This is a genomic window from Paenibacillus sp. plas6 (genome assembly GCF_057221655.1).
On the sequence record NZ_CM170151.1, the window covers coordinates 672,642 to 690,265 of the forward strand.

The window sequence follows — 17,624 nt, forward strand, 5'->3', positions numbered from 1 at the left end:
CATTTTATAGCGGAATTACAGCTGATCAAGCAATCGCTCCAGAGCAGCTCTGTTTTCTTCCTCTTCAACGAGAAATTTTTGAATTTTTTCGTCAAGCTCAGCAACAGAATCTGCTGCAACAACTGTTCCGTTTACTAAAGCAAACGGCTTTAGATAACATTCACCACAATTGCCCAGGCAGCCATATTCAGTTGTTTCATACTCATCATCAAGCTCATATTTATCAAGCAGCACTTCAGTTCCGTGATGCATATTGCTAGTACAAAATTCTATTGTAGGTTTTAACATGGTCACACCTTATTTCCTTAACAGCAAGCACAATGCTGTCTATTTTAGAATTATGCAACAACATATTTGGCAGTTGTATTCATTTATAATTCTTTGTACTATAATAGAATAGAAAGGAGTTGAATGCAATGAGTGAACAAGTACAGGATACGCTTTATGATGAAGTATTAGATGTATTAGACAAGCTTCGCCCGTTCTTACAACGTGACGGCGGTGATGTTGAGCTTGTAGATGTAGAAGACGGTATTGTTAAGCTTCGTTTGATGGGTGCTTGCGGCAGCTGCCCAAGTTCCACTATCACACTGAAAGCAGGTATCGAACGTGCACTATTGGAAGAAGTAGACGGCATCGTAGAGGTTGTTCAAGTATTCTAATATACGCACCGCTTGATGTGGTCAAAAAGCGATCTCGCGCCTGGCGCGGGATCGCTTTATTTTTGTACAATATTGGCACGAATTGGATCAAAGCCGCCTGTTACATCAATAATATTTCCAGTCAAATAACTCGACTTATCCTCACATAAAAAGGCAATAACACGCGCCACATCTTCCCCTGTGCCAGGGCGAACCATTGGATTTTCTTCATCAAATTGACTTTTCACATCGTCGATCGACTTCTCTTTGTTTTCTCCTTTAATATCCCCTGGACCAATCATATTGACAGTTATCCCGTAAGGAGCTTCCTCGACTGCAAGTGATTTGGTAAAGGAAACTAACGCTGTTTTGGCAGCCGCATATACTGCTCGCTGCGGCCAAGCACGCGCTTCGTTCGCATGTCCGAAGCCAAAATGAATAATACGTCCCCATCCATTACTACGCATATATGGTAAAACATGATGATCTAAGAGCATCGCTGAAATCAAATTTCCTTGGATAAGCGATGTTATTAGTTCCTGATCATATTGTTGAAATAGCTTGCGTTCTCGCACAAAAGGCCCTGCGTTATTGATTAATATATCTACGCCGCCTTCCCAACGCTTCACCTCTGCTGCTAGGCATTCAACCCCAGCAGTCGTTGATAAATCTGCCTGTGCTAATCGTACTTCAACCCCGTATTCAGTAAGCTGCTGCTGTAATTCACGAGCTTCTTTTTCACTAGACATATAATGCAAAAGCAGATTACACCCTTTTGCTGCAAGCTCTATTGCTGTTCGCTTGCCTAATCCTTTAGCACTTCCAGTAATAAGTGCCTTTTTCCCCGTAAGTAGCACTGCCATTCCCCTTTCCCGAGCCTAAAGCTTTGTTTAATGACGATGCAACAAGCGCTCGGCATATTGAAATGTCAATCTAATTGACTGGACTGCCATATGTACTCCAACAGCTAAATCTTCAAGCTGCTGATCTAAGTTTTCAAGAGCAACCTCTTGACCATACATTCTCGTTTGCTGCAACAAATCATCATGCATCTCCGAGTTCATATAGTGTATTTCTGTATTTCTACGACGCCGTAAGCGATGGGTCGACTCCTTACAGCTTTCCTTAAGCTCGTTAAGTGGAACTGTTAAATCTCGATGAACACCACGCTCTCGCATCGTTCTAAGCACAGTAAAGTAAGAGAAATGCGACTTAATTTTTTCTGTACGCAAATCAAGTAATGCATTTAAAAACGTCCCAAGCTTATCAAGCAATGAAAAAACTCGAATAAAGCCATTTTTATCAAAGTACACATAACGAGTGTAATTTACTCTTTCTTCTTCGTCCATATCAGCCATCGAATTACTCGTAAGCTTAGCTCTAAACTTTTTTGCCGCGTAGTGACTAGTGTACAGTTCATGAATCGATGTTCGCAGACCATTGGTCCAAATTTCAAAGCGAGACCAATATTTGTTTGCTTCATCGCTTTCTTTACGCTTAGCTGACACTGCTGCTGCGTAGCGCTGCAATAGCTGATCAACTTCAATTAATGCTTTATCCGGCTGGTCTTTATCTTCTGGGAATAAAAATTGCAGCACCCATGCTCACCTCACCCAAAAAATCAGTTTGTAGCTACAATAATACCATATTTAGGGTCGTTCACGCACCTTGCACTGTGAAGCAAAATGTTTGAGAGCTCCGAAGCAAAATATTTCTCATGCTGCTTTTTAACCCCTCCTCGTTGCATCAGGGGTTAAAGGCAGCTCGCTGCGCTTTTCGAAACACTTTGCTTCTCCGCTGGTACAATATTGCTTGTTTTCTTCGCTGTCCTTTAGTTATTCAACGCTTTCCAAGCATGTGATCGCCAGCCACTTATTTAAAATCTCACAATTGTTCTTCCTAAATGACGACCATGTTTAATTGCTTCGATTGTTTGCGGAATTTCTTCCAATGTAATTTCATTGATTAGAGTCGTTTGCGAAACATTCCATTCATTTGCCATTTTACACCAAACATTTCCTCTTTTTTCAATCGGAACATTTACAGAATCAATGCCAAAAAGACTAATTCCTCTAAGGATAAACGGCAATACTGTTGATGATAGTTGTATTCCACCTGCATTGCCGCACAAACTCATACTTCCACCATAAGAGATTTGAGGGATTAACGCAGAAGCAATTTCCCCACCGACAGTATCAAGCACATAGTCGAATTTAGCCTTATTTAATGGTTTATTTTGAACTTCTAAATTCTCTGCTAAAATAATCTCTGTAGCACCTAGTGATTTTGCTGCCGCAACCTGATATTCTTTACGAACTAGAGCAGTAATATTTTTATAGCCGATTTTAGATAGAATTTGAACAGCGATGCTACCTACTCCGCCAGTGGAACCAGTGACCAAGATTCTAGGATTATTATTTATATCCATCCCATTATTCTCTAAAGCCATTATAGAAAGAGCAGCAGTAAACCCTGCTGTGCCAAAAACCATAGCATCTTTTAACGATAAATTGTTTGGCAAAGGAACTATCCAATCTCCCGGCACTCTGGCATATTGTGCAAAGCCGCCTGTATGGCTCATGCCCATAGCAAAACCTGTAACAATCACTTTTTGTCCCACTGCATAACGACTATCTGATGTCTTTACAATCGTTCCACTCAAATCAATTCCAGGAATCATCGGATAATTCCGAATCACTCCTCCGTTTTTTTGAACAGCCAGCATATCTTTATAGTTTATAGAAGAATATGCAACCTTAATTAAAACGTCGCCATCCGACAGACTGTCTAAATGAACATCTTCCGCGCCATAAATGACTTGATCTTGTATTTCTTTTACAATAATTGCCTTAAATGTATTCAATATACTCGCTCCCTATCTGTAGCTTATTTTTCTCTTATCTTATATATTCGATTATTGTTATAACGTATGTTATACAGAAAAAGGATAGATGAGGCAGGAATAACTCCTGTTCATCTATCCTTACTTCACAAATTATCAGGCCTCTTAATTAAAACTTTAACTTTCAAAATTCCATACAAGTCATTTAACTTTTTTTCGATAAATCCACGATCGAATGACTAGATCGAGCAGCATACTAAACAGTATAACGATAATTACATTGTGCAGTAAGCTGGTAAACAAAAACCAGTCATCATTGCCAACTGTTTTTACAACCCAAGCACCGCTTAAAATTTGAGCTAGTACTAAAATAACGATTGCAAAAGCTGTCTTGCTTAACGAGGATTGGCCCGTCAAACGTTTAATATAAAAGTATAATGCGATAAGTGCAATTCCCAGTATTGCTGCTGCTACACGGTGTACAAAAGCAATCCCTGTAGCTCCAGACAGCTCTGGTATAACTTCACCGTTACATAGCGGCCACCCTAAGCAGCCACCTGCACTTTCCGTATGACGAATAAAGGCTCCTAGATAAACGACAATGTAACTGTAGATAGTAGCAATTAATGCCCACGGCATAATTGTCCGTGGAAAAACAGTCGTTTCCACAATGCCCTTCTTATCGCGATAACACCATATCACGAGTAATAGCGTGGCAGCAAATGCTATCAAGGAAATACCAAAATGAATCGCCATAACTGGTGGAGATTGCGGCCACATGACTGCAGCAGCCCCCATAAATGCCTGTAAAATCGTGAATAATAGTGCATACCAAGCGTATTGCATTGGTTCACGCAAAGCTTTACCTTCACGTCTATATTTTCGATAAATTAGGATAAAAACCGCAGTAACAATAATTCCTTCTAGCCCTGTAACAGCTCGATGTGAATATTCAATTAGAGATTCAACTGTATATGCAGGAACAAATTTACCATTACATAGCGGCCAATCATCACCACAGCCGCGACCTGATTCCGTATTCGTAACGAGAGCTCCTGCCAGCAGCACGAGCAGCATTCCGATACAAGACAGATTGGCTAATAAACGAAATCGTTTCGTAACCTTCATGTACTCACCTAATTCTTATTATTCTGTCTCATTCATTATAGCGATTCAATTAGGCAAAAACCATGATGAAATTGTGAAAATTGTAACAATACTATAACAGTTGCCCGATTTCAATTGCTCGATTCACAAACTGTTCAATTTCCTCTCTAGTCTTGCGCAGTTTATTTACAAAACGAGCAATTTCTTTGCCATTTTTAAAGGCTACAAAACTTGGAATTCCAAGAATATTTAGTTCACTGCACAAATCAGGCAATTCGTCGCGATCGATCTCATAAAAAACGACTTGATCCTTATATTGTTCTTCAACCTCAGGCATAAACGGATTAATAAAATGGCAATCTCCACACCATGTAGTTTTGAATACTACGATCGTTAGCTTGTCCTCTGCAATTAATTTGCGATACTGTTCCTCATTTGTAATTTTGTCCATCTTTCCTTCCTCCTTATCTATCTTTGCTGAAATTTCAGCAATTATGAGTGCTTAAGCTCAGCCTAATAAAGGAGCGCCTTATTGTCTAAAGCTTTTATGCAGCTCCCATTACGCGCATTAACTTCTTCAATGGTCCTCTTAATTTCCCAGGTAATACTTCTACATCATTAGCGGTTAAAATCTTAAGCTTCAGCAGTAATATGCCATATATTCCGCATAATATACCGCCAGAAACGATTACCGCTAATAAATAAGACAGCTTAGCTGTCATACCGCTCGTTAGCTCCAACATGCCATACTCTGTTCCCCAGCAAGCAGCTAAGGAAATTAGCACAGCCGCGATATAAGGAAGCCAATTTTTCCCCATTACTTTTAAGGTAAGGTGACGTCTGATTAGCAACAAATTCAACATAGTAATAATTAAGAAACATACTGTTGTACCGATAACAAAACCTTTAACTCCAAAAAAGTACCCGCAAATTGCAGTAATAATAATCTTTGCGATTAAACCGACAATGGTATACATCATCGTTTGTCGTTGTTTGCCTAAACCGTAAAGAATCGAATTGGAGGTCGTCATCGTAATTTGAAAAATAGTTCCTGCACAAAGCAAGGCAACTGTAGAGTAACCATCAGGATTAGGGAAAAACAATCCTGTTACTGAATAAGATGCCGTCGCCAAAAATAGTGCAATCGGCACTCCAGTAATGCAGACAATTTTCATAACAAGTGACGCCTGACGATCAGCTTCCGCTTGATCTTTACGCGCAAAAGCAGCTGCAATAATCGGAATAATCGTTGAACCTAAAGCAATCGCTAAAATCGGCGGAATACCTGCAAGCGGCTGTGCCTTATTCATTAAAATCGCTACCTGTTTTGTTGCCTCAGCTTCGTTATAAACCCCGCTTGTAATTTGCATAAAAAATGATGAGTCAAACATATAGGCTAAATTAATCGCCATCGACGTAATTAAAGCAGGTAATGACATTTTTAATATTTCCAAGTAAATTGTGCGAAATTTTAATTTCTCACCTTTTACAACAGTCTGATTTGGCATTAACGCTGCTCGCGCTTCAGCAGACATATTAGTCGGCAATTGTTTATCTTGCTTTTTTAATTTACGAGCATAATAAAGCATGACGCCAAGTGCAGCAATACTACCAAATACGTTACCAAAGCTAATCGCAGCGGCTGAATCCATGTCACTGTAGCCTAGCTGTAAAACTAAATATCCTAAGCCAATCCCAAGCAAAACCCGAGCAAATTGCTCAACAATTTGTGAATGACCGCCAGCAGACATCATTTGTCTGCCTTGAAAATAACCTCGCATCATCGCAATTGTTGGGAACAAAATGAGCGTTGGTGCAATGGCTTGGATCGCAATTGTATAGGATTCTTTTTTTACAATATTCGCAGCGTAATATGGTGCGAAAAAATATAACAATGAGGCAAGTAAACAGCCTGTGACTGCTCCAAACCATAATGATGCTTTATATATCCGTCTTGCCTCGTCATATTTTCCCAACTCCATACGCTCTGAAACCATTTTGCTTATCGCACTTGGGAAGCCTGCTGTTGCAATGACTAGCAATGTTAAGTAAATATTGTTTGCTACGCCAACAGCATATTGTCCATCATCATCGAGCATATAAGCTATCGGGATTTTCTGGAACAGCCCTAACATTCTCGCAACCAAAGCTGCTAATGCTAGAATTAATGTACCTTTAAGTAAAGAATCTTTTTTTAGTGTTGCCATTTCGTTTCTAAGTACCCCTTATCCTACAATTGTTCTAGCGGTTGAACATTACCTCTTACAGGAGCAGCTGATTTTGTAGGATTTGCCCAATAAATTCCGTTTGAGATTACCTTTAACACATGCTCATTATAGTAGGTTGGAAATGTTTCATGCCCAGGGCGGAAGTAAAAGATTTTACCCTGTCCACGATAAAACGTACAGCCGCTGCGGAAAACTTCGCCGCCTTGGAACCAGCTCAATAAAATAAGCTCGTCCGGTGTTGGAATATCAAAGTGCTCACCATACATTTCTTCATGAGGCAGCTCAAAATACTCTGGCAAACCTTCAGCAATCCGATGTCCAGGATTAACAACCCAAATTCTTTCCTTCTCGTTTGCTTCACGCCATTTTAGATCACAGCCTGTCCCCATCAGCTTTTTGAAAATTTTTGAAAAGTGACCTGAATGCAGAACAATTAAGCCCATCCCAGCCATTACACGGGCATGAACTCGCTCAACGATATAATCTTCAACGCGATCATGCGCCATATGTCCCCACCAAATAAGGACGTCGGTATTATTAAGCACTTCCTCTGTTAAGCCATGCTCAGGTTGCTCTAATGTAGCTGTACGAATATTAAACTGCTCGTTGGCTAACCCTTTTTGCAAAGCAATATGTATCCCTTCAGGATAAACACTTTTCACTGTTTCGTTGTGTTGCTCATGTAAAAACTCATTCCAAATCGTTACATTAATCATCATAAATCCTCCTTGAATCTTAAATGTTATACAACCCAGAAAATAAATAAAGCAATCATAACAAGCTGTAAAATGATTTTGACCACAACACTGCTTAGCAGTCCGATTAAAGAGCCCCAGCCAACAAGCAAAGATTGCTTAAAGTTAGAGCCGGCAATTAGCTCTCCTAACACCGCACCGATAAACGGTCCTAAAATTAGACCGAAGGCAGGTATTACAAATGGACCTGCAATAATTCCAATAGTGGAGCCGATTACCGACGCTTTGGAGCCTCCATACTTTTTAACACCCCATGCACCAACAATGTAATCAGCAACAACTAACACTACAAGTATAAACGTTTGAATGATCCAAAACCATACATTAAATGCACTAAACGAGAAAAACCAGCCATAAACAAAGAAGGCTGCATAAATTGCAAATACACCGGGAAGTACAGGGAAAATTGCGCCAAGCATACCTACAACAAATAATAATACGACGAGAATAATGCCAACTACTTCCATAATATAAACCTCTCTGACGTTAAAATAACGATTGCTCTCCATTAAAAATAAATCTTCTAATTACTTCTGCAACCCCATGATCATTATTGGATAAGGTTACGTAATCCGCAGCAGCTTTCACCGTATCCTGTGCATTTTCCATAGCAACGCCAAGTCCAACTGCTTGAATCGCCTTAATGTCATTTAGACTGTCTCCTACCGCAATTACCTCCTGCAAATTAATCCGAAGCACATCGCATAAAAACTCTAGTGCACTCGCCTTTGACACGCCATTCGGATTAATTTCCACGTTATATATTGAGGAGTTCGAGATTTCTAGTGACTGCCAAGCCTCAACATGCTGACGAATTTCTTGGATAATTTCAACGCTCTCATCTGCAAAACCAAATTTGAGCCATTGATATTGTTCAAAGCTGCCCTGCAATTCATGCCAGTTATCCTTGTTATAAACACGCTCTGTTGTATAAGCCCAATACCAAGTGTTTGGATATTGTTTTGTTAACTCGTATAGTTTTTCCATCCAAGCAGGTTCTAATGTAGTTCGTCGAAGCAATTCATCAGGCCTTCTCCAAATTTCCCCACCATTTGCACAAATTAATGGAGCATCAAGCTCCATCTCTTCAGCGTAATTAATTGCATTAATATAGCCTCTGCCTGTCGATAACATAACGATTACACCATGCTCGATTGCTTTCTTAATCCAATAGAGGTTTACGTCACTTACTTTGTGTTCATTATTTAATAGTGTCCCATCCATATCTAATGCTAATAATTTATACTGACTCATCTAACCCCTCCTAGTAAAAAGAAAGGCTGAACGTATAGCGGAAACGCCATGCGCTCAACCTTACCTGCTGTTCGTATTCCCCTCGAATGTCAACTATTCATTGGTTGTTTGAGCATCAGCTTGCTCATTAGATCCATCATTCAAGCTGATTGCTGAGCCATCTCTATTTTTGCCAAATAATCGTTGATATTTCTGATCATTCGGGTTGTCTCCTAAGCCAAATACCGCATCATAAGCATCAAAGATTTGACGAGCAATTGGCGCTGCCCCCCAGCCTCCGAAGCCACCATCTGGCACAACGACCGCTACTGCCAATTTTGGATTTTCTGCTGGAGCATAAGCAATAAACACCGCGTTTTCTGCACGTCGACCAGCAACATCCTGCTCCGAAGTCCCCGTTTTACGTAAGAACTTATACTCAAATCCATCAAAGCCTTGAACGCCAACTTGGCTCATGCCGGTTTCAATTTCTCTCCAATATTCCTCAGGGAATTGTACTTCATTTAACACCACAGGCTCAAACGATTGAATTAACTCACCTGTTGCTGAACGAATTTCATTTACAAATTGCGGCTTCAAGCGTTTACCATGATTAGCAAGCATCGAAGCATATTGCGCTAGCTGCAGCGTAGTATATTTCCCTTGCTGACCAAACGATGCATAAATAAGCGCTGATTGCACGCTATTCTCTGCCTCTTTAAAATAATCGATAACACCAGTACTTTCCCATACTAAGCCGCTTTCTGTAGAAACGCCTAAGCCGAACTGCTTCATATAATCGTCCCAAATCTCCAAACTTGACTTACCATTAACAGAGCCGCGCATATATAACTTATTACCAACCATTGCAGCCATAAACGCGTTTGAAGACCTAGCAATCGCCGTCGCAGGATCGATCGAACCATTTGCTTTACCGCCACCAGAATTTCGAACATAAGTCTCATATCCCGCACGACCAAAACCAAAGCGACCTGTATCATTATAGTAAGAGTTTGTTGTAAATAGTCCTTCATTTAAACCGATTAAGATGGATAATGGTTTAATGGTCGAACCGAGCGGTACAATTGATGATGGATGTTGATTGCGCTCTTCCTGTGTTTTATAAGGACCATAAACAGGACGAATTGTCCCGTTGCTCAACATATTTTGATACTTTTCATAATCTTCAGGACTAATGCTTCCGCCAGCCCATACATTTGTGTCATAGTCAGGCATGCTAGCCATTGCAACGACTTTTCCTGTTTGAACTTCCATCGCAACTGCAAAACCAGTAGAAGCATACTGTGCACGTTCACTTTTATTCGTCGAAGTTCTAATCTTTTCAATATGCTCCATAATTGATTTTTCAGTATAAAGCTGAACATCTTTATCAATCGTTAAATATAAATCTGCGCCTTTTTCAGGAGTAGTAATAGAAATATCCCCGATAATTGCTCCTTGGTTGTTAACAGGATACGATTTTAAACCGTTTGTCCCGCGCAGCACGTCCTGGTACATATATTCAATACCGTCAAAACCAACCTCTTCTTCTGACAAATATTTATAAAGCGGGTTAGTTTCCTCTGCCTTTTTTTGATAAAACTCGTAGCTATCACGAGCACCGCTAAATTTTTTAAGATAACCAACAAGCTGAACTGCGATCGTTTCCTCAGAGTAATGACGAATGCTTTCTTCTAATATATTGACGCCAACAAATTCGTCCTGGTTCTCCATAATATACGCAAGCTCTTCATTTGTCAGTTCTGTTTTAATTCTGCGAGGCGTTGAAATATAATTACGTCGGAAATTTAAATCCATTAGCTCGATAATTTTTTCTTTAGTCAAAGCCTTCTCAGGATCACCATATTTGGCAAATACTTCAGCTAATTTTTCAGCCATGTCATACGCTTGCTCTGTCGAGCTTTTACCGCCGCGAATTGTAGGTTGAATATTATAGTATAGAGACTGACTGGAAGAAGAATAGGCTATCGGATAGCCATTTACATCATAAATATTGCCGCGGATCGGCGCAATCGGATCTTCCCGCTCCGACTTTTTACTACCTGACGCACTTAGCTGTGGTCCTTCAACAAATTGGAGTACCGCTAATCGAACGATTAAAATACTAAATACAACAAATAAAACAAAGAAAAATATATTTAAGCGAAACGAAAATTGCTTTCTTCGGGCAATTTCCTTTTGCTTTGGATCGTCTTGCACGGTATTCACCTCTTACCTTACTCTAACTCAATGCTATTTGCCATTATTTTTTGCCTGTTCAATAAATTGATTAATAACGTCACTCGTCTTTACTTTAAATGCAGGAGCTCCCTTGACGGAAATGGACACTTCATCCTCCCCAGCTTTGCCAGTTACGACAATCGAATCAGTAGAAACGGTAAAGCTGCCATCTTTCTCTGTCTTATAACTCGCTTTTTCCGCATCTTTAATCATTGCATCAATCGCTTCCTGTTTCACATTGTCGGCGACTTTGCTGCCAATTTCCTTTAACTCCTCAATTCCTGAGCTTACGAAGCCCGCACTTATATTTTTTATATCATCAAGACTATAGCCGCTATACATGATTACCCCTATTACAATAAGAAGAATAATCGCCCATCGAGCAGCAGTCCTAATTACATTCGCAATAATAACAACAACAATTAGTGCTATAACTAGCACATACCATCTTTCGGCAATAAATGTTGTCCACGTATCCCAATCATAATTTGAAAAATCTAAAAAATTCATGCTCATTCCCCCTATTTCATTAATTGCCAGTTGATTCCACTTATTCGATTATAGCTTAATAAGGCATAGCAATACAAATACGGTCTAGCTTAAATTAAGTTTCTTTGAACAAGACATAAGTTGTCCAGTTTTAGCGTACAAGTAGTATTACTATGCGTAAATTCTATTTTCCAAGTCTATAAATCCTAACGGAAGAGTAGCTAGATAAAGGCATAGCCATTACTTTATACAATTGTAAGGAGGCTTATGTTTGTGAAAACGGCAATATGGCTTTACTTATTTCTATTTATCGCCTTTTTTGATTTACATGCTCAGTATCCGATCTTAACCCCATTTGCAATTTCTTTAGGAGCAGCTCCGTCGTTTATCGGGCTAATGATGGGATTATATTCTGTTACGCATCTTCCAGGCAATCTTATGGCCAGTGTCTACGTTGATCGTTTAGGAAGCCGTCCTTTTATTGTCGGAAGTTTATTGCTCGCAGGCATCCTGTTAATGATCCAAGCAATCGTTACCAGCCCATGGCATTTACTGATCATTCGTTCAATTGCTGGCTTCGTGCTAGCCTTTTTGTCTCCAGCCTGCTTATCCTTATTAGCCAAATTAAGCACAGACAATAGCCAGCAAGGCAAATATATGGCTGGAAATGGTTTAGTTCACACAGTAGCTTCGGTGCTTTCTCCTGCTGCTGGAGCATTGCTTGTCGCAAAACTCGGATTCACTAACGCTTTTTTCATCTTAGGAATCATTCTAATCGTTACTGCAGTACTTGCGTATATTTACATTAAAGAAAAAGCTCCTCAGCCAGTGAATGACAAAGCTGCAGCTCAAAAGACACTTTATCATAATAGCACAATCGAGGGTAGTAATACCTTAAAATCCAAAACTCTTTCCTGGAATATTTTTTTAATACCAATCGGTTTAAGCTGTGCCCAAGGTATACTTTCATTTGAATTGCCATTAATGGTTGAAAATAACGGCTCTATTATGACAACAGGACTATTATTTACCGTATTAAGCATCGGTTCGCTAATAACGCTCTGTATGCTATTTATTAACCGTTATAACCCGGCCTATCGTACGATACTGGGGTCAATTGGATTAGTAGCGCTATACTTTTTACTAGCTATTGATGCCCCTATTCCGTTTATGTTTATTTTGCTGCTTATCGGTATGGGCAAAGGAGTTGTATTTCCAGCCTTATCTCACTGGTTAATTCAGTTAAGCCAAGGCGCAAAATATGGTCGCACCTTTTCTATTTTAGCTATCGCTTCTTCAATTGGTGCATTCCTTGGACCGTTTCTTGCAGGACATTTACGAGATTACATTTCACCGTATTATATTTCATTTATGGCGCTTTGCCTGGCTTTAGCTTTTAATGCCTTGCCTGAACGAAAATCTCCTCATCTGTCTTCGAAATTGCTCTAATGTTTAATGTACATCAAATCCGTGGTACACTAATGCCTAGCAGACATTTATTTCTCACGGGAACAGGTGGATGAAACAAATGAGAATAACAATTATCGTTGAAGGCAAAAATGATCGTGTCAAACTTAAACATGTACTAAGCGATGAAATCAATATTGTTTGCACGTTCGGCACACCAGGCACAAAAAAACTGCAGGCTTTATATCAAGAGCTGCAAAATGATGAAGTATTTATTTTCACTGATAATGATGCATCTGGTAAAAAAATACGGGCACTATTAGGAGAGCTATTTCCCGATGCAATCCATATTTATACACGTCGAGGCTATCATGGGGTTGAAGGCACACCTATCGAATATTTAGCTTTGCAATTGGAAAAAGCAGGGCTGGAGGAGTATATCACTTACTCTCCCGACCCTGCTTCGCTGTGGGCTAAAGATCAATTTTAATATAGCTTTTTCACTTGCTTATAAACATCTTCTGGCAACAATTCAGGTTCACCAGCTAATGTGTTTGGAGAACCATTGATCCATTTGCGAATATTGCCATCTTTATCAACAAGAATAATAGGATTGTTATGATAAAAAGTTTTTGCATTTTCATCATAAATGACTCCTACGCCAAATTCTCGCGCCAGTTCAATCATTTCATCCCTAGTCGTTCCTCTTAGAAAAGTCCATGAGTCCATTTCAGCGCCAGCACGCTCTGCAAAATCCCTAATAACTTCTGGCGTATCCGTATCCGGATCAAATGAAATGGAGTACATTTCTATCTTACTTCCAAGCTCTCCCTTTTCGCGTAAAATATCTTGTACCTCGCCAAGTAAATAAGTTGTAGGAGGGCATACGTCTGGACAGCTAGCAAAGTAAAAATAAAAAATCCGTGCCTTGCCGTTAGTTGATTCCAAGGTAACAGGGTTGCCATCCAAATCCATTAATTCAAAGCTAGGAGCTGGTTGTTCAATCTTTAATGGTGCTTCTGGCTTTAATACATAGGTGTAGAGCAGATAACCAGCCATTAACAAAACTAAACAGATAAGAGCAATTTGAAAAGCATACTTCTTTACAAATGCCACTCCTCTATTCCCCCTTAGAGCTACAGCTTTGTAGTATTAACAATCATTAAAATAAATACAATCATTAAGTAATTGACTGAAATTAAGAAATTTGTCTTCGCCCACTTTTCATCATTGCTTGTAAATAACCCTGAAATTGTATGAACAAGCCAAAACACAGTTAGGACACCCGATATAATAAGATACCATATTCCTGCTAACTCATAAGTATACATAAGAATTACAGTCCCAAGCATAAGCACAAGGTATGGTATCATTTGAATTTTTGTGCGCTTAACCCCTTTTACAACAGGTAACAACGGAAAGCCTGCTTTACGATATTCCTCGACACGACGAATGCCAAGTGACCAAAAATGAGCAGGCTGCCATAAAAATAAAAATGCGAACAATAAAAACGCACCAATATCAAACTGTTCAGTAACTGCGCAATAGCCAATGACAGGCGGCATTGCTCCGGAAATTCCTCCGACAGCAGTACTCCAAGTGGAGCTACGCTTTAACCACATTGTATAAATGACAATGTATGTAAACCAGCCTATAACTCCAAGTATACCGCACAAAATGGAAAAATAAAACAATACTCCAAGCCCTATGATACCAAGGATAATTCCGTAAATTAATACTTGCTGTGGCTTCATTCTGCCTGAAGGGAGTGTACGATTACGCGTTCGCTCCATTTTCATATCAAGCTCACGATCATAATAGTTGTTTATTACAGTTGCTGAAGCCATTGTAAACGTACAGCCAATGAGCATCCAAAGCAATATCCAAAAATCAAAAGACCACTTAGAAGCAACCCAATAGCCTGCAAAAGAGGCAAACATATTTAGCCGAAGCAAGCCGGGTTTAGTTAAACTAATTAACTCTTTAAACACTTGTTGATCCTCCTGTTAACGCAAATGCCTGTGTCAAATTTGCTTTTTTGCGTTTGTCCATCTTGATGAATCGTAACTAATCATACCGAAAAAACAGTGTTGTGACAATGTTCACTTTTTTTGTTCATCAATTCGTCATTCAAATGTGACAAAAATGCTGTCACATTTAGTTGGGCAGCTCCATATGATAACGTATAGTTTCTTGCCCAGGCAAGGAAAGGAGTCGATTATAAGGATATGGCAGTAATAAAAACCAATTCCGAACATACGAAAATGCTGGCTCGTCTTATGCGCGCTGAAGCAGAAGGCGAGGGAGAACTCGGTATGCTAATGGTGGGTAATGTCGGAGTTAATCGGGTGCGTGGCGACTGCCTAGACTTCCGAAATATCCGCTCTATTCCCGATATGGTTTATCAAAGCCCCGGTGGGTTTGAAGCTGTACAAAAAAGCTATTTTTATCAGCGAGCGCGTGACAGTGAAATTCGCCTAGCAGAACGTGTTATTCGTGGTGAGCGTCAATACCCTGCTTCGTATGCGCTATGGTTTTTTAGACCTAGCGGCAGCTGTCCCGCTACCTGGTATAACCAAAGCAATAGCGGCAGATTCAAAGCCCACTGTTTTTACCAACCTACCTGGGAAAATTGCCCCTCCATTTTTTAATATTTAATAACTTTTATTAGAAGGGATGTATTTGTAATGAGTTACTATTATGCTGATCAACCTTATTATTACCCTTATGGCTATGAGCCATTCTATCGCGATGTACAGCCTGTGCCTCCATTTGTTCCAAGTGGTGCGGTTGTAACGCCACAAGGCGGCAATATCGTAACAGCTCAGCCTCAATTTGAAGAATCATACATTGAAAATATTTTACGTCTTAACCGTGGCAAAATTGGCACGTTTTATATGACATATGAAAACAATTCAGAATGGAATGCGAAAGTATTTAAAGGTGTTATTGAAGCTGCAGGACGCGATCATATTGTTGTAAGTAATCCTGTAAACAATGAACGCTACTTGCTGCTAATGCTTAACCTTGATTATGTTACATTTGATGAACCAATTAGTTACGAATATCCTTTCCAAGGTCAAATCGTAACTCCTGAATCTCCTATCTAATAGAAGAAGCTGAACGCTCATTTAACCAGCTCTAATGAGATTATCCAAAACTGGATATGCTTTAGAGCTGGTTTATATATGATTAGCTTATTATTTTGTTGGTCAATACTAATGATGATACTAGATACTGCTAGGAGGTTACATCATGGATTCTGCTTCACATTTTGCGGTTGGTTTAGGACTGGCTGGTTTAGCTCAGCTTGACCCAGCTGTCAGCACCGATTCTGCCTTATCTACTGCTGTCATTATTGGTGTCATCATTGGTTCTCAAGCACCTGACTTTGATACGATTACACGGCTAAAAAGTAACGAAACTTATGTAAGGAATCATCGAGGAATTTCACATTCCTTGCCTGCTATTGTACTTTGGACAATTTTACTTTCAACAATTCTTTACTTTTTCGTTCCTGACCCACAACATTATTTGCATCTGCTTGGTTGGATAATGCTTGCTGTCAGTTTGCATGTATTTATGGATCTGTTCAATACATATGGAACACAAGCAATGCGGCCTTTTAGCAATAAGTGGATTTCATGGAACATCATCCATATCTTTGATCCATTTATTTTTTTTACGCATATTATCGCTTTTTTATTGTGGGTATTTACAAGCATTAAGCCACTGGTGATATTCCCTGTTCTGTATGCATCCATCACTGTTTACTATGTGATACGAACACTATATCACCACTTGTTGCACAAAAAGCTTAGTCGACAATTACCTATAAATGATGATTCCCAATTAACTGTAATGCCAACTGTACGTTTTCGCAGCTGGCATTTAATGCTGCTTCATAAAGATGGCAGCTATGAGCTAGGTACTTATAATAAAGGGCATATTCACTGGTATGAGTCCATTCGTTCACACAAGCATGAATTAATTGAAAAATCTCGCTCCCATGCTTCCGTTGCCGCTTTGCTGCAATTTACAAAGCATACGATCGCTCAAGTAACAGAGCACCATTGGGGCACTGAGGTACGCTGGATTGATGTTCGCTATCGCTACCGTAAACAATATCCATTTGTCGCCATCGTATTTTATAATCATTCACAGGAGCCAATTGCTTCTTATGTTGGTTGGTTAAATGACAAAAAGCTATATCGTCGGTTATATCAGCAGGCAAATTTATCTCCTTCAAAATCATAAATTTCATTATTGCTTTAGCACGTTTTGTCACTTATAATTTCATATTATAAGTGTGCAATCGTATTCACTGGTCACAACTAATCGTAATCTGTCGTTACTTGTCAGAATTAGTTAAATAAAAAGAGCTCAAGGTTAACCTTGAGCTCTCATTAATAATAAGAATTTACGATTTACGATTAGCGTTGACCGCCAGACAATTGTTGTTCAGCAATCTGTACTAGTCGTTTAGTAATATATCCACCAATAGATCCTGCTTCACGAGTAGTTAGGTTACCGTTATAGCCTTCTGGTGAAAGCTGTACGCCTAGCTCATGAGCAGCTTCCATTTTAAGTTGATTCAATGCTTGAGTCGCTTGTGGAACAATTAATTGATTGCTTCTGTTTGCCATGGTGTAAGTCTCCTTTCGACCTGTTCACATTATTT

Annotated in this window: 21 protein-coding genes; 6 read left to right on the forward strand and 15 right to left on the reverse strand. The window is 39.5% G+C overall.

From position 1 onward, the window contains the following. Positions 1-15 precede the first annotated feature (15 nt). Complete coding sequence (locus AC2TDL_RS03115; protein WP_484698721.1) at positions 16-288, reverse strand: YuzB family protein; 273 nt, start codon at positions 286-288, stop codon at positions 16-18. A gap of 128 nt (positions 289-416) precedes the next feature. On the opposite strand from AC2TDL_RS03115, the gene AC2TDL_RS03120 reads away from it, so the two are divergent. Next, positions 417-662 carry a NifU family protein gene (locus tag AC2TDL_RS03120; protein ID WP_484698722.1) on the forward strand — a complete coding sequence of 82 codons (246 nt, stop codon included), beginning with the start codon at positions 417-419 and terminating at the stop codon, positions 660-662. Positions 663-718: 56 nt separating this feature from the next. Here the strand turns inward: AC2TDL_RS03120 and AC2TDL_RS03125 are convergent, their stop codons facing one another. The 11 genes from AC2TDL_RS03125 to AC2TDL_RS03175 all read right to left on the reverse strand — a co-directional run bounded on the left by AC2TDL_RS03125 (position 719) and on the right by AC2TDL_RS03175 (position 11,557). After that, entirely contained in the window at positions 719-1,504 is a 786-nt protein-coding gene (locus AC2TDL_RS03125; protein WP_484698724.1) for an SDR family oxidoreductase, read from the reverse strand. Between the two features lie 27 nt (positions 1,505-1,531). After that, positions 1,532-2,239, reverse strand: coding sequence for a Cthe_2314 family HEPN domain-containing protein (locus tag AC2TDL_RS03130; protein ID WP_484698725.1), 708 nt, complete (start codon positions 2,237-2,239; stop codon positions 1,532-1,534). 278 nt (positions 2,240-2,517) lie between these two features. Beyond that, positions 2,518-3,504 carry a YhdH/YhfP family quinone oxidoreductase gene (locus AC2TDL_RS03135; RefSeq protein ID WP_484698726.1) on the reverse strand — a complete coding sequence of 329 codons (987 nt, stop codon included), beginning with the start codon at positions 3,502-3,504 and terminating at the stop codon, positions 2,518-2,520. 180 nt (positions 3,505-3,684) lie between these two features. Continuing rightward, positions 3,685-4,611, reverse strand: a complete 927-nt coding sequence (locus tag AC2TDL_RS03140; protein WP_484698729.1) for a COX15/CtaA family protein — start codon at positions 4,609-4,611, stop codon at positions 3,685-3,687. 91 nt (positions 4,612-4,702) lie between these two features. Beyond that, a complete protein-coding gene (locus tag AC2TDL_RS03145) occupies positions 4,703-5,041 on the reverse strand; it encodes a thioredoxin family protein (protein WP_484698733.1) in 339 nt (112 codons plus the stop codon). Positions 5,042-5,135: 94 nt separating this feature from the next. After that, positions 5,136-6,797, reverse strand: coding sequence for a putative polysaccharide biosynthesis protein (locus AC2TDL_RS03150; RefSeq protein WP_484698736.1), 1,662 nt, complete (start codon positions 6,795-6,797; stop codon positions 5,136-5,138). Between the two features lie 23 nt (positions 6,798-6,820). Beyond that, positions 6,821-7,534 carry a ThuA domain-containing protein gene (locus AC2TDL_RS03155; protein WP_484701022.1) on the reverse strand — a complete coding sequence of 238 codons (714 nt, stop codon included), beginning with the start codon at positions 7,532-7,534 and terminating at the stop codon, positions 6,821-6,823. A gap of 26 nt (positions 7,535-7,560) precedes the next feature. Beyond that, positions 7,561-8,040, reverse strand: coding sequence for a DUF456 domain-containing protein (locus AC2TDL_RS03160; RefSeq protein ID WP_484701024.1), 480 nt, complete (start codon positions 8,038-8,040; stop codon positions 7,561-7,563). A 19-nt stretch (positions 8,041-8,059) separates the two neighbouring features. Then, complete coding sequence (locus tag AC2TDL_RS03165) at positions 8,060-8,827, reverse strand: Cof-type HAD-IIB family hydrolase (RefSeq protein ID WP_484698738.1); 768 nt, start codon at positions 8,825-8,827, stop codon at positions 8,060-8,062. Positions 8,828-8,920: 93 nt separating this feature from the next. Continuing rightward, the gene (locus AC2TDL_RS03170; RefSeq protein WP_484698740.1) at positions 8,921-11,026 is read right to left on the reverse strand and encodes a peptidoglycan D,D-transpeptidase FtsI family protein; all 2,106 of its coding nucleotides are present in this window, start codon (positions 11,024-11,026) and stop codon (positions 8,921-8,923) included. 33 nt (positions 11,027-11,059) lie between these two features. Further along, entirely contained in the window at positions 11,060-11,557 is a 498-nt protein-coding gene (locus tag AC2TDL_RS03175) for a hypothetical protein (RefSeq protein ID WP_484698741.1), read from the reverse strand. 252 nt (positions 11,558-11,809) lie between these two features. Between AC2TDL_RS03175 and AC2TDL_RS03180 the strand changes: the two genes are divergently transcribed. Together AC2TDL_RS03180 and AC2TDL_RS03185 are read left to right on the forward strand one after the other, a co-directional pair. Next, positions 11,810-12,985 (forward strand): MFS transporter, encoded by a 1,176-nt coding sequence (locus AC2TDL_RS03180; RefSeq protein WP_484698742.1) that lies wholly within the window; start codon positions 11,810-11,812, stop codon positions 12,983-12,985. A 79-nt stretch (positions 12,986-13,064) separates the two neighbouring features. Continuing rightward, entirely contained in the window at positions 13,065-13,433 is a 369-nt protein-coding gene (locus AC2TDL_RS03185; RefSeq protein WP_484698743.1) for a toprim domain-containing protein, read from the forward strand. Here the strand turns inward: AC2TDL_RS03185 and AC2TDL_RS03190 are convergent. Together AC2TDL_RS03190 and cyoE are read right to left on the reverse strand one after the other, a co-directional pair. Then, positions 13,430-14,059: an SCO family protein gene (locus AC2TDL_RS03190; protein ID WP_484698744.1), complete on the reverse strand. Its 630-nt coding sequence runs from the start codon at positions 14,057-14,059 to the stop codon at positions 13,430-13,432. The genes AC2TDL_RS03185 and AC2TDL_RS03190 overlap by 4 nt on opposite strands. Before the next feature lie 20 nt (positions 14,060-14,079). Then, entirely contained in the window at positions 14,080-14,934 is an 855-nt protein-coding gene (gene cyoE, locus AC2TDL_RS03195) for a heme o synthase (protein ID WP_484698745.1), read from the reverse strand. A 237-nt stretch (positions 14,935-15,171) separates the two neighbouring features. On the opposite strand from cyoE, the gene AC2TDL_RS03200 reads away from it, so the two are divergent. The 3 genes from AC2TDL_RS03200 (at position 15,172) to AC2TDL_RS03210 (ending at position 17,200) form a co-directional block, all read left to right on the forward strand. Then, the gene (locus AC2TDL_RS03200; RefSeq protein ID WP_484698746.1) at positions 15,172-15,594 is read left to right on the forward strand and encodes a cell wall hydrolase; all 423 of its coding nucleotides are present in this window, start codon (positions 15,172-15,174) and stop codon (positions 15,592-15,594) included. A 36-nt stretch (positions 15,595-15,630) separates the two neighbouring features. Continuing rightward, on the forward strand, positions 15,631-16,053 hold the full coding sequence (gene gerQ / locus AC2TDL_RS03205; protein ID WP_484698749.1) for a spore coat protein GerQ: 423 nt from the start codon (positions 15,631-15,633) through the stop codon (positions 16,051-16,053). Between the two features lie 145 nt (positions 16,054-16,198). After that, positions 16,199-17,200, forward strand: coding sequence for a metal-dependent hydrolase (locus AC2TDL_RS03210; protein ID WP_484698750.1), 1,002 nt, complete (start codon positions 16,199-16,201; stop codon positions 17,198-17,200). A 176-nt stretch (positions 17,201-17,376) separates the two neighbouring features. On the opposite strand, the gene AC2TDL_RS03215 is transcribed toward AC2TDL_RS03210, so the two are convergent. Then, on the reverse strand, positions 17,377-17,589 hold the full coding sequence (locus AC2TDL_RS03215) for an alpha/beta-type small acid-soluble spore protein (RefSeq protein WP_484698752.1): 213 nt from the start codon (positions 17,587-17,589) through the stop codon (positions 17,377-17,379). Between the last annotated feature and the right edge of the window lie 35 nt (positions 17,590-17,624).

Coding starts and splice junctions, on each gene's coding strand:
- AC2TDL_RS03115 (WP_484698721.1), bottom strand. CDS start 288: ATGTTAAAACCTACAATAGAATTTTGTACTAGCAATATGCATCACGGA.
- AC2TDL_RS03120 (WP_484698722.1), top strand. CDS start 417: ATGAGTGAACAAGTACAGGATACGCTTTATGATGAAGTATTAGATGTA.
- AC2TDL_RS03125 (WP_484698724.1), bottom strand. CDS start 1,504: ATGGCAGTGCTACTTACGGGGAAAAAGGCACTTATTACTGGAAGTGCT.
- AC2TDL_RS03140 (WP_484698729.1), bottom strand. CDS start 4,611: ATGAAGGTTACGAAACGATTTCGTTTATTAGCCAATCTGTCTTGTATC.
- AC2TDL_RS03145 (WP_484698733.1), bottom strand. CDS start 5,041: ATGGACAAAATTACAAATGAGGAACAGTATCGCAAATTAATTGCAGAG.
- AC2TDL_RS03150 (WP_484698736.1), bottom strand. CDS start 6,797: ATGGCAACACTAAAAAAAGATTCTTTACTTAAAGGTACATTAATTCTA.
- AC2TDL_RS03155 (WP_484701022.1), bottom strand. CDS start 7,534: ATGATTAATGTAACGATTTGGAATGAGTTTTTACATGAGCAACACAAC.
- AC2TDL_RS03160 (WP_484701024.1), bottom strand. CDS start 8,040: ATGGAAGTAGTTGGCATTATTCTCGTCGTATTATTATTTGTTGTAGGT.
- AC2TDL_RS03165 (WP_484698738.1), bottom strand. CDS start 8,827: ATGAGTCAGTATAAATTATTAGCATTAGATATGGATGGGACACTATTA.
- AC2TDL_RS03175 (WP_484698741.1), bottom strand. CDS start 11,557: ATGAATTTTTTAGATTTTTCAAATTATGATTGGGATACGTGGACAACA.
- AC2TDL_RS03185 (WP_484698743.1), top strand. CDS start 13,065: ATGAGAATAACAATTATCGTTGAAGGCAAAAATGATCGTGTCAAACTT.
- AC2TDL_RS03200 (WP_484698746.1), top strand. CDS start 15,172: ATGGCAGTAATAAAAACCAATTCCGAACATACGAAAATGCTGGCTCGT.
- gerQ (WP_484698749.1), top strand. CDS start 15,631: ATGAGTTACTATTATGCTGATCAACCTTATTATTACCCTTATGGCTAT.
- AC2TDL_RS03210 (WP_484698750.1), top strand. CDS start 16,199: ATGGATTCTGCTTCACATTTTGCGGTTGGTTTAGGACTGGCTGGTTTA.
- AC2TDL_RS03215 (WP_484698752.1), bottom strand. CDS start 17,589: ATGGCAAACAGAAGCAATCAATTAATTGTTCCACAAGCGACTCAAGCA.